Below are 12,348 nucleotides of genomic sequence, written 5' to 3' on the forward strand. Positions count from 1 at the left end.
GCGCCGGCTTTACCGGCGCTGTGATCAATGGAGGTTAAAAAGCCTGGTAGCTCACGCTCAGGAATAGCTGGCGTCCGGGGCTGAAGTAGTTACGATCCGAGATGATCTCTTCATCCAGCAGGTTGTTCGCCTTGAGACGAAGCTGCCATGCTTCGGTAAGCTTATAACCTATACTCATGTCGATCTGATGATAGGCATCGAGGTAGTCAGTCACGCCGTCATAGTTATAATCGCCGGCGTTACGCTCGCCCTGATAGTGATAGTTAACCAGCAGGTCGAATTCAGACCAGGCGTAGCTGATTGCATAATCAAATTCATGCTCACTGCGTCCCACTAACTGCTCGTCGCTCTCTCCATCTACGGCGTCGATATAGCTGTAGCCCAGCTGGTGTTCGATATCCCAGGTGCTGTAGTTAAGGGAGAGTTCGACACCGGTTATCTCGGCATCTTTGATATTGGCAGGCTTCCAGATGTCATAGCCATAATCATCCTTCTCACCGGTTGGGGCCCACTGGATAAGGTTATCTATCTTGTTTTGATAGATGCTGAGGTAACCACGCAGGTTGTCGCCGCTGTAGTTGAGGGTTAGATCCAGGTTTTCGGATGTCTCAGATACCAGCTCCGGATTACCTGAGCCCGGCCAGTAGAGATCGTTAAAGCTTGGTGCCTTGAAGCCTGAGCCTGCACTGGCTGTGATTCGCCATTGCTCATTTAATTGATACGCCAGACTGGTGTTATATGACGTTTCGCTGTCGATGTTTTCCACATCGTCGTAGCGAATTACACCCTCCATTAAAAACTTGCCCATCTGGTAGCGGGCCAGACCATAGATGCCAAGCAGATCGCGTTCGTCTACGGCATAATTACCCTCGATAGATTCATTTGACCAATCTACGCCACCGATGAAGGTCAGGTCGTCGCTTGCAGCATAACGGTTACTCCAGTTAACCTGATCCCGGGTGGTTTCATATAAATTGATGCCTAAACTCGGATCATCTGCGCGAAAGTTCTCATTTTTATCCCGTGATTGTCCTACTGCTAACTTACTGGTTAACTTCTTACTCTGATATTGCGCCGCAACATTGACCAGATAGTTATCATAGTCGGCCTCATTAACACCGGGTCCGTAATAACCCATATTGTCATACTCGTAGTTACCACTCTCCAGCTGTCCGGCCCAGGTCAGCTGCCATTGCTCGCTTAGGTTTTGCAGGCCGTTAACGCTCACACCCAGACGGTCATATCCATCATCGTCATCTTCTGCATCGTTTTTAATATCGTATCCATCGCTCTTTTCACGATTGATGCTGATGCTGGTGTGCCCGTCGCCGTGGCTTATACCCACACCGGCGCTTCCACGCATATACTCATCACTGCCATATTCGGCAGAGGCGAACCACTCGCCCCCCTCTAATTTTCGGGTGAAGATCTGGATAACACCGCCGATAGCATCGCTACCCCAGACCGCGGCTCTCGGTCCTTTGACCACTTCGATGCGTTCAATATTTTCGGGTGTGAGGGCGTTGAAGCTGACAGCGCCCAGGGTTGCCGAGCCGATACGGACGCCATCGACGAGTACCAATACATGGCTGGAGTTAGTGCCGCGCATGCTGATAGAGGCCGATTGTCCGGCGCCGCCGTTACGGGTAACGCTGACGCCGGGGAGGGTTTCCAGTACGTCGACCACAGACTTAGGGTTGAGTCTGACGATCTCTTCTCTCTCTATGGTGTTGATAACGGTAAGCTGTTGATCCGCGGAGCTGTCGAATCTGTCACCCGTTACCGTAATGATTTCATCAACCGGGTTGGCAGGTGCGGTAGCGGCGGCAGAGAATGACTGGCATATCGCGATAGTTAGTACTGAAAGTCGCAGTTTAAAACTCATGGTTAACCTTTAATTTATTTGAGTTTGAAATTTGCGGGAAAATGCGTCGTGGCGATGATGCTTAGCTCACGCTCAATGACGAATAGATAACAGAGGTGTGTAATGTTCAGTAATGGGTAAACCGACCACCTGCATCGTCTACTTGCTCAAGAAACCCGCTTGAGTCAATAGTTCTTCAGGGTCGGTTTCCTGGCTCACAGCATCTAGAAACATTCCTTCCCGGTGTTACCAGTGGTCTTAATGTTTCGCTCTGTTTACAGTTGCAGGTACAGCCGTGGGGTCTCACCACGTTCCCGATTAAGTTAAATTACGCCCTTTAGTCGATGCGAATATAGCGATAATGTCATTGCTTGAACATGTCAAAGATCACACACAAAGTTTAAAACAGAAAAGACTGTTACTTCTTACAGTCTTTTTTATAGAGGGTTGATGTATAGTGTTTAATTAGATAGATACGCCTTTATATTCAGGGTGTTACAAAATTATCCACGAAGGTGGATTGGGCGTTTTTTATATTGGTTACAAAATGCACAGAATAGTATGACCGGGTATACTATTTAGCCGAACAAGTTTTATACCGTTGCACAAACCCGTTATAAAAAAATGCCACTCATAATAGAGTGGCATTTCTGTATTGCGTTTCTGTGGCTGGCTAACAGCTTACGTATTTAATGCGAAGTATTAGCCCTAAGACTATTTGATAAGTTCAGGGTTAAGTCCATGGTCCGCTTCGTGATGCACACGAGACTTACTGCCAAACAGCTTTTTCATATCTTCGATTGCCAGATACAGGCATGGGATCAGCATCAAGGTCACCACCGTCGCAAACAGTACGCCGAAGGCGAGGGAGGTTGCCATTGGGATCACCATCTTGGCCTGCATGCTGGTCTCAGTCATGATTGGCATCAAACCAATAAATGTAGTCAGCGAGGTCAGCATGATGGCTCGGAATCGTCGACAACCGGCTTCAAGAACCGCTATTTTCATCGCGATGCCTGACTCTCTGGACTTGTTGATGTAATCGACCATAACCAGCGAGTCATTCACAACCACACCCGCCGCGGCAATGATACCGAATAGCGAAAGGGCGCTGAGATCTATGCCCATTATTGTATGACCCAGTACGGAGCCGATAACCCCGAATGGGATGACGGCCATTATCATGATAGGTTGCGAATAAGATTTCAGCGGGATTGCAAGCAGGCTGTAGATGATCAGCAGTGAGATGACGAAGTCTCGTAGCTGAGTCTTAGCGCTATCCATCTGCTCCTGAATATTACCCGACACTTCACTCTTTACTCTCGGATACTTCTTCAGTAATTGAGGTATAAAGTTGTCGCGGATATCCTGAGCCAGCTTAAAAGGCTCGGCCTGATCTGCATCGACAGAGGCCCAGACATTAATTGTACGGTTACCGTTCTCACGGCGAATACCATTAACCCCCTGTGTCACAGTGATGTTCGCGACTTCCGACAATGGCACTTCGGCACCTTGAGGCGTCACAATCAATACCTCAGATACCTGAGCGATAGAGTTACGTTGCTCTTCAGGGTAACGGAGCATCACCTTGATCTCTTCTCCGTTTCTTAAGATACGTTGCGCCTCCAGGCCGTAGAAGCTGTTACCTACCTGTGAGGCAATATTAGCCAACGTCAGACCAAGGCCGTAGGCTTGTGGTTTTAGCTCGAACTGCACCTCTTTTGCGCTGGATTGTCGGCTGTCGTTGACATCGCTAACCCCTTTGAGTGTGGCGAGTTTAGCCTTAAGCTCTTTCGATGCGGCTACCAGCTGCTCTTCATGTTTACCCTCGAGACGGAAACTGATGTCGCCATCGTCACGTCCGCCACCAAACAGGTTATCTTGTACCTGGAACGACTTCATCCCCGGTATGAGCGGCATTGCCTGACGCCATAGCTCTGCCAGCTCGAATGTATCGAGCGGTCTTATCTCAGGATCCACCAACTTAGTCATTACTTTAGCCGAGGTACGCCCCTCGAGATCGACCTGCATATCTGAGATCATGCCCTGACCATATTCCTCTTCGAGGCGTTTATCGACATTGTAGATAGCCTCTTCGATGGCCAGTGCTGCGGAGAGTGTCGCCTTCTCTGAAGCATCTACGTTCATCTCAAATGAGACTCGCGGAAAGTCATGGGGGATCTTAGGCTGTCCGATGTAACGTATCATACCGCCTGCATATAAACCGGCGCAGATCAGTATGAAACTGATGAACAGCGTGATAATCGTATACCGATACTCTACGGCCAGTGTGAGGGTGGGGCGATAGACATTCTGGATCAGTGTTTTCAGATTTGAGTCGACCTTACCCTGAACGAAGTTAACTCCGTTACGTAGCCAGTCTATCGGGTTTTTAGATCCGGGTTTAACTATGGTCTTTTGCTTCATACGTGCCAGGTGAGCCGGCAAGATAAGCTTAGATTCGACCAGCGAAAACAGCAGACAGAGAATCACCACATAACCGATAGCCTTACCGAAGGCTGAGGAGGGGCCATCGCCGATAGTCAGAGGTAGAAATGCGGCTATGGTTGTCAGTACGCCGAAGGTGGCGGGCATGGCAACGCGTTTTACGCCGCGGATGACATTATCCAGGCTCTGGCCATTTCGTTCACACTCGTCATGGGCACTCTCACCCATGACGATAGCATCATCGACTACAATACCAAGCACTAAGATGAAGGCGAACAGGCTGATAACGTTAACCGTGACATCTATCATTGCCATTGGCATGAACAGCAAGGTACCCAGGAAGCAGACCGGCAGCCCCATCATCACCCAGAACGCCAGACGAACGCGAAGAAACAGTGCCAGCATCAGGAATACCAGGACAGCACCTGTTTTCATGCTATCCAGCATCAAATCCAGTCGCCCCTCGAGATAGTAGGTCATGTCGACCCATGTCTCGAGTTTAAGACCTTCCGGTAACACCTCTTGTTTATCGGCCACGTAGGCCTTCACCACATCGGCGACATCTGTCATGCTCTGATCGTTAGCGGCGCCGATAAAGAAGGTCACCGAATTTTTGCCGTTAAATTTAGAGTATTGGATCCCCTCCTGAAAGCCATCCACTACCGTTGCGATATCGCCCAGCAGTACAGTGGTTCCATCATCGAGCGTGATCAGGGGCAGGTTCTCAAACTCATATCCCACATAGGCCTGCTTTTGAACACGCAGGTTTATATAGCCATTTTCGGCTCTTATCTGACCCGCAGACATGTTGCGGGAGTGTCCTCTGACGGCTTCGGCAACGTCGTTAAAGCTGAGCCCGAACTCTCGCAGCCTGTCTTTACTCACCTCAATGGCTATCTCATAGTCGAGTCCACCGTAAAAGTCGGTGATATTAACCAGAGGTAGTTGCATTAGTTCATCATGGATCTTCTCTCCAAGCTCTTTGAGCTGCCTCGGCGTCATATCACCATACAGGCTCATGTAGAGCACTTCCTGGCGGAGTTTTATCCGCTCTACCTTAGGGCGCTCCATGCCATCGGGGAAGCTGGAAATGGAATCGATTTCTGACTTTATTTCATCTAACACTACCTGAGGATCGTAGGAGTCTTCGATTCGAAAGTAGCCCCTGGCCGAGTTTCGATTCGAGTAGGTGATAACACGTTTAAGCCCCTGAACACTTTCGAGGGCTTCTTCAACCTTAATGGTGATCCCTTCCTCGACCTCTTGCGGTGCGGCCCCCGGGTAGAAGGCATTAAATTCGACCCAGTTAATCTCTACCTGAGGGAAGAACTGTTTACGTATGGTATCGGCGGTCAGGAGACCGCCTATTATGATAATAAGCATCAGAAGGTTAGCCGCGACACTGTTGCGGGCAAACCATGAGATGATGCCTCTATTTACATCCGGCATCATCTACTCCTTATCTTCCATGGCTAGCTGAGTCTCACTCGCCTTAGAGTCATCCTCTTGTAAGATCTTATCTTCAGGCAAAGCCAGTTGCATCCCCTCTACCGGATAATCCAGTGCCGAGGTGATGATGTTCATCCCTTGCTCAAGTCCCGCAGAGATCACGACCTCTGCACCAAACTGGCGAATGACATTAACCGGCTTGTATCGTAACCTCTTCTCATCATCCAATACTGCAATCTGCCCATTCACGATTAGGTGTCTGGGGACTACTGCGACATCACCTGCATCGTTGCCGGCAATAGAGGCCGTAACATAGGTGCCGTATCTGAGCTCATTGTTACCCGACTTGAGCCCATATGGGTCGATAACCTCCGCCACCAGATAGGTCATACGGCTACGGCTGTCGATGACGCCTTCGCTGCGTACTATGGTGCCTGACCATTGTTGCTGTTTTCCACCGAGCTCTGCTGTCAGAGTCACCTTGGCATCCTTACCTTTTTTGGCCAGGTATTGAAGCTCTTTATCTGCAAGAGGGAGACGAACTTCTGCGTTATCGGTATTTAGCACCTTCCCCAGAGGGGTTCCTTTGCTGACATAGGAGCCTAAACCGATATTTCTGCTCTCGATTAGTGCATCATAAGGCGCCCTGATAGTCGTGCGCTCGACATTTCTCAACGCACGTTTAAGACCCGCTTCTGAGGAGTTTAGCTTGGCTATCTCTTGTGCCAGCTGGGGTTTCCTGAGGCTGAGTTCGGTCGGTACGCCATCCTTAATGCGTTTCCACTCCTCTTCGGCTACCTTACCGTAGGCTTTTTCCTGAACCAGGGTTGCCCTGGCGGATGCGACATTGGCTTCGGCATCGATAAGATCGGCGTCGTAATCACTGGAGTCAATTTTGGCAAGAACGGTGCCTTTCTTAACAAATCCGCCGCGCACAAAACTCTCCGACAGGAAGACTATCTCACCGTTTACCTGTGAGACGAGTTCAGTTTCATACTTTGCGCTGACAACACCGTAAGAGCTTACTGAGAATGTCATCGGCTCGATCTCAACCTGCTTGACGGCGACGAGTGGGGTGTTATCTACCGCTTCCTTCTCTTCCGGAGGTTTCTTCATCGCCGACAGTGCAACTAAACCGCCGACCCCGACAGATAGTACGACAATAGGCAAAATAATCTGTTTTATTGTAGCCACGAACACTTCCTCTTGTTGAAGCCAGTTTATTATTACGACGTAATCACATGCCGTTTGCTGGGCATGCGCTATATCATTTGGCGAAAGAATAATTTCAAGTTCAGTATGTTAATTGATCTGAGTCAATGTTACAGCTTGATTGTGTAAAAATGTATGTCATCTATATGATTATGGAGGGAATCGTTATGTTTTTTAATAAGTATATGAATAATCACATTATAACTAATCGATAACAAACAAGAGTTTTATGTCGCTCAGTATCGGTTGTTACAATTTGTGTAGTTTATAATGCTGAGCGTGAGGGCATGAATAACGGTATATTGACGGGGGGGTTGCCAAGTGACATATCATGTTAGTTTGAGATGCTGAAATTTGATAGCTTGAAAGCAGGGCTGTAGCCCTTCTAAGGAAAGAGGGCTTCAAAACTGAAGCCCTGGTATTAAGAGTTAACCGCCGTGTCTTCCACCACCATGGTGGCCACCGTTGCCTCTGCCACATTCATGTACCGTCCGACGTCCACCTTGCGTTCCCGTTTCTATGGTAATCGAACCAGAATCTTTAAATATCTCGAACGGGCCACTCGTTATATCGTCGGCAATCGGATCATCCAGGTGACCTAAACAACTATAGCCAACCCGGTACTCACCTGCAGGCAAATATCCCATGGCGAAATGCCAGTTACCGTCATAATCCTGCATCATAGGGCTCACAGCATATGGAGCTGTATACCCATCCGGAGGTGTTGTTCCCATATCTGCCATCTGAGATATGTCAGTGACGCTGGCAGGGTAAAGGTATGCAAGGTGAGTGAACTGTCCGCCTGTTGGAGCTAAGTCTAAATGAGTGGTTTCGCAGTCGGCTATCCATTGTGGATCGACTTCGCCAATCAGGTGTCCCATATAGCGGTTATCTATACTCCACATTCCCTGATGGCGTAACTCATATTGACCTTGATGATAGGCGAGACCGCGATAGAGATCGATCTCCATCGTAAGGGAAAGATGCTGCCCAGCAACCAGTTCAAAATCCTGAACCGGTAGGCGTCCATCTGTTACGCGCAGTCCATGGCGCCCCTGTCCATTCTCCAGATAACACCCCTGGTTTCCATCACCCTGATGAATAGTGATATATGCATCGTGGTAATGCCCTGCAGGCATATCAACCCCTTCGATTACCATATGACTATCCATTCCTTGGTAATCGAGTAGATTAAATGACATATCTTGCAGGTCGTGTCTGTGTACGACACCAGCCGAATCTGTCATCACTAATTCATCCAAAACTAAACCTAAACGAGAAACACCAGCCATAGGGGAATCAGATATGGCAATTGACAGCTTACCTGTAGGCAATATCTGTTCTTTTTCAGGTTCAGAGCTGTCACTTCCGCAAGCGTTAACCAGTAGTAGTGATGACAGTAATAGGAGTGCTGTATTAGATTTCATTGTAGGGCCAAATTTTTGTATGAATTTTTACTAATAATACTCCTTTGTAGGTATCCGTTTTTGATTTAGATCAATTGTTGCTCAAAGGTTAACCGTGTTACGACTAAGGTCTAGTTGCATTGTACTTAGCCGGTTTCAGGTCTGTTTCTATTAACAAGATTTCGGAGCATAACTGGCTTATGGTTGTTGATCTGTATCAACATTGAGTTAAAACGGTTAAAAAAATGTACCTTTCTGTGAGATGATGTTTTGTGTGGACTATTATTGGAGTCGGAAGTAAGAAGCAATGAAGCTTAAATCTGTTTATTAGCCAATAAGCGCAGAGTGCCGGGTAGGGTTCTCTTTTCTGGTAATCGATGCATTTGGTTTTTAATAGAATGCTTCAAATAACTATAAAATCAGTTGTTTCTATTAGAATTTGTGACTAAATGAGGAATGTAACATGAGTGATTTAGACCACAGAGGCGGTGTGAAAGAAGCTAACCTTGTTGTCAGGCATCTTAAGCTAGAGGGCATCACGGCTGAAAATAAACAAATTATCATAGATGAGATAGATCAAATTATCGGTATCGATAGTGTCTCGTATGATGACGAAACTTCTACGTTAAATGTTGCCTATGACGCGACCCATTGTAATCTTGATGGAATCGAGGAGCATATAGAGGCTCATGGTGCCGAGTTGTCTCATGGTTGGTGGACTCGTTTCAAAGAGGGCTACTACAAGTATGTCGATCAAAATGTGAAAGATAACGACGAGAATGAGCCTGTTCCACGCAACTCTTTGCCCAAAGCTTTACCTGGCAGTAAGAAACACTAAAGAACAGTCTTCCATATGGCTGGGTTCGTATAACTATCCCCTCAATAGTTGAGGGGATCCGGATGTTAATCTCATTTCTCTTTTTAGCCCTTTTCTTTCGGGTATCGTTAAAGTTCCAAAAACTTATTTATACAATTTTTGGTAGGCCCACTTTATAAAGCTACACTAATTAATAAGATACGCAGTTTTCATCAATGGCTATATTAGCTAGCCACCCTAGGTAACTCATAATGAAAGGAGTTCTGTATGAAGCTTAAAAAAATCACAGCGGTTATTGGGGATCTGCAACTTGAGAGTGTCCAGCACGCACTCGAAGCACATGGGGTGAGTAGTTTTACCGTATCTACCGTCAGAGGACGCGGTAAAAACAGTAACCTATATACACAAGATCAGTTGGTGACTCACACTCAACTCGAAGTCTATACCAGTGCAGAATATGTCGATAAAGTTGCAAAACTCATTATGAAATCAGCCGAAATTGGTTCTGTAAGCATAGGTTTTGTGGCCATAACCGATGTTGATCAACTGCTTTGGGTTCATGAACAGCGTGTGGTTAATGAAGATGACTTCCGCTTCTCAGAATGATGTGATACAGCACTTCTGCTGACTGGTCGAAGAGCCTGCCTCCGTGCAGGCTTCTCTGGTCATCAGTTAGCCCGTTTCGATTAAACCAATTCCACTCTCAAGGCACTTTTTAATGACCCAATGTAAGTGTCTGACAGTCGTTGATCGAACTTGCATACATCATATTTGAGGCGCTCTTCCTAAGTTTGGTCGTAACGTGAATTTGATGTAAGGTGCTAGAATTAACACTTAAGTTACACGAGAGAGTAGTGTGAAACTTGATGATATGGAACTGTTTGTTCAGGTGGTTGATCAAGGTAGCTTCACAAAAGCGGCTGAGTTTTGTGAACTCCCAAAATCTACTGTGAGTCGCCGAATACGTGACCTTGAGCAAAGCTTAAAATCAAGACTTCTTGACCGTACAACCCGAAGCCTGCATCTTACTGAAGTAGGCGAAGCCTTCTACCATAAAGTCAGGTTGATCTTGGCAGAAGTCGAGGAAACAGAAAAAGAGATAGCCCAAAAGCAGGGAGATTATTCAGGAAAGTTAACTGTCTATGCTCCGGATAGCATTCTTGATTTATGCATAGATCATGTGACTCAGTTTTGCCGGGACTATCCGGATATCTCTTTAATATTGCATTGTGCACCTCAGCCGCAAAACCTCATGACAGATAAACGTTTCGATCTATTGCTTGATATTGGTACACCTGCCGACTCATCGTTTATCGCACGTCCATTAGCTAAACTAACTTTCGGCTACTTTGCCAGCCCAGAATTTCTGGAAAAATTTGGTTCCCCTAAGACACCTGACGATCTTAATAAGTTTGACACTATTGCAATGACGGCAGCCAACTCAAATATCAGTAGCTGGCATTTTAATCAGCACGAGCTAACGTTAGCGCCTAAGTGTATTGTCGATTCACCATCTGTCATAAGATCGCTGGCGGTTGCGGGGCAGGGGATCTGCTGCTTGCCCACAGTTCTGGTTGCTGCTGATTTAAAATCACATAAGTTGATTAGATTATTTAACGGTGAGTACGAGTATAAGTTAACACTTTATGGGATCTATCACTCTCGCCGTTTCGTTCCGGAAAAGGTTAAATTACTACTAGACGATGTCGAAACGCTATTACAGCCTAGAGTCGACTCTATAGAAGGAGGAGTAATCTAAATATATTGTGCCACAATTTGGAACAACTCATCCCACAACAGGCTGTTTATCATCAAATGAGTCCAATTTAGACTCACCTTATGAACATTTTTATAAATAGTGAGTAAAGTGATGAAGTCTAATCTATATCTTTTACCCAAACATTATTTTTGGGTTGCTATGCTGGCTGCACAGATACTGAGTGCACTCTTATTTAAGGATCTGGCTGACATTAGCCAATGGGTCATTCAGTCCCCAAGGGAAGGGACTATGTGGGTTTGGTACAACCGCTGGCCTATAGCCATAACAGCCGTGGTTGCGTTTGGAATTGCAAGCTATTTCAAATTGTGTCAGCGAAATATTGTCAGTAACAACACCTTCATTTTTCTACTTTGTTTGTTTAGTTTTACTTTTTACAGCGGCATGATTAATCCTCACATAATGATGCGTGCCCGCATGGATGACGGCGTATTCCTGTCTGTGGCACAAGCGGCTAAATATGTTGAACCTACTGAGAGTGTCATTGTTCTTGAGATAAACGGTAAAGCACGTGCTCATTCTGACAAACAACTTTTAAGACCTCATGTAGCCGGAAATGGAAAGTTAGGTGGTGAGAATGTGGTGATGACATACTGTGGATTAACTAACCTTGGTATGGCGTATACACCAGAGATCAACGGTCAGCCACTGGATTTAGCCCCCATGACTCAATTAGAAAACAATCTGGTCATGTACGACAAGAATAGTGGTGAACCGATCCAGCAGTTATGGGGACAGAAAGAGGCTGATATCAATAAAGAAACTGAAGCAAGAATGCGTGAGTGGCCGACTTATCGTATGCCGTTTAATAAGTTTGCCCTTGCATTTCCTGATGGTGAAGTCTTCGTTAACGACTATCTCATTGACGATATGAAGCCAAATTTCACTGATAACCCATTTCTGGCTATCTATGATCCTATTATGGAGCTGATATTTGACCATGCAATTCAAGATCAGGCAACCAATGTTGAGCCTACCTTCCCGACCATAAAACATATTGATAACCGCCTACCCAGTAAAGAAAAAATCTATGGGGTTAATGTGGGTGATGACTATGTTGCCTATACCAAAGGTTTTGTTATGGCACAGGCTAAGCCAATTAATGTCAACATAGGTGGAAAGGCGATCGTTATTAGCTATGACGAAGCGTATGAGAGTTTGGGTATTTTTTATAACCACACAGGTAAAGCGATCTCAAAGATAGATTTTTATGGCGACACGGAGTTCGGCACATTAGAGCGGGTCGAAACAGTTAAGGCGGGGGCATACTGGATAATATGGGCTAACTTTTTCCCTGAAACCCAGATTAACCGAGTTTAACAGTATTAGATGTTGGCTCTGATAACATATTTAAGTGTGTTATCAGAGTCTGGGA

At 46.2% G+C, this 12,348-nt stretch carries 8 protein-coding genes and 1 riboswitch; of the genes, 4 read left to right on the top strand and 4 right to left on the bottom strand.

What is annotated here, in order from left to right:
- Positions 1-34: 34 nt before the first annotated feature.
- The 4 genes from Q1B47_RS14215 to Q1B47_RS14230 form a co-directional block, all read right to left on the bottom strand.
- A complete protein-coding gene (locus Q1B47_RS14215) occupies positions 35-1,885 on the bottom strand; it encodes a TonB-dependent receptor (RefSeq protein ID WP_299794902.1) in 1,851 nt (616 codons plus the stop codon).
- Positions 1,886-2,046: 161 nt separating this feature from the next.
- A riboswitch (cobalamin riboswitch) is annotated at positions 2,047-2,217 on the bottom strand.
- Between the two features lie 361 nt (positions 2,218-2,578).
- On the bottom strand, positions 2,579-5,761 hold the full coding sequence (locus Q1B47_RS14220) for an efflux RND transporter permease subunit (protein ID WP_299794904.1): 3,183 nt from the start codon (positions 5,759-5,761) through the stop codon (positions 2,579-2,581).
- Positions 5,762-5,764: 3 nt separating this feature from the next.
- On the bottom strand, positions 5,765-6,955 hold the full coding sequence (locus Q1B47_RS14225) for an efflux RND transporter periplasmic adaptor subunit (RefSeq protein ID WP_299794906.1): 1,191 nt from the start codon (positions 6,953-6,955) through the stop codon (positions 5,765-5,767).
- A gap of 446 nt (positions 6,956-7,401) precedes the next feature.
- Positions 7,402-8,400: a DUF4382 domain-containing protein gene (locus tag Q1B47_RS14230; RefSeq protein ID WP_299794908.1), complete on the bottom strand. Its 999-nt coding sequence runs from the start codon at positions 8,398-8,400 to the stop codon at positions 7,402-7,404.
- Positions 8,401-8,842: 442 nt separating this feature from the next.
- On the opposite strand from Q1B47_RS14230, the gene Q1B47_RS14235 reads away from it, so the two are divergent.
- From Q1B47_RS14235 to Q1B47_RS14250, 4 genes are all read left to right on the top strand, one after another.
- The gene (locus Q1B47_RS14235) at positions 8,843-9,217 is read left to right on the top strand and encodes a cation transporter (RefSeq protein ID WP_299794910.1); all 375 of its coding nucleotides are present in this window, start codon (positions 8,843-8,845) and stop codon (positions 9,215-9,217) included.
- A 246-nt stretch (positions 9,218-9,463) separates the two neighbouring features.
- Positions 9,464-9,802: a P-II family nitrogen regulator gene (locus Q1B47_RS14240; RefSeq protein ID WP_299794912.1), complete on the top strand. Its 339-nt coding sequence runs from the start codon at positions 9,464-9,466 to the stop codon at positions 9,800-9,802.
- A gap of 250 nt (positions 9,803-10,052) precedes the next feature.
- A complete protein-coding gene (locus tag Q1B47_RS14245) occupies positions 10,053-10,955 on the top strand; it encodes a LysR family transcriptional regulator (protein WP_299794914.1) in 903 nt (300 codons plus the stop codon).
- A gap of 111 nt (positions 10,956-11,066) precedes the next feature.
- Positions 11,067-12,293, top strand: a complete 1,227-nt coding sequence (locus Q1B47_RS14250; protein WP_299794915.1) for a DUF3179 domain-containing (seleno)protein — start codon at positions 11,067-11,069, stop codon at positions 12,291-12,293.
- Positions 12,294-12,348: the final 55 nt, after the last annotated feature.

Source organism: uncultured Shewanella sp. (genome assembly GCF_947501225.1).
In the GTDB taxonomy this organism is placed as follows: Bacteria; Pseudomonadota; Gammaproteobacteria; order Enterobacterales; family Shewanellaceae; genus Shewanella.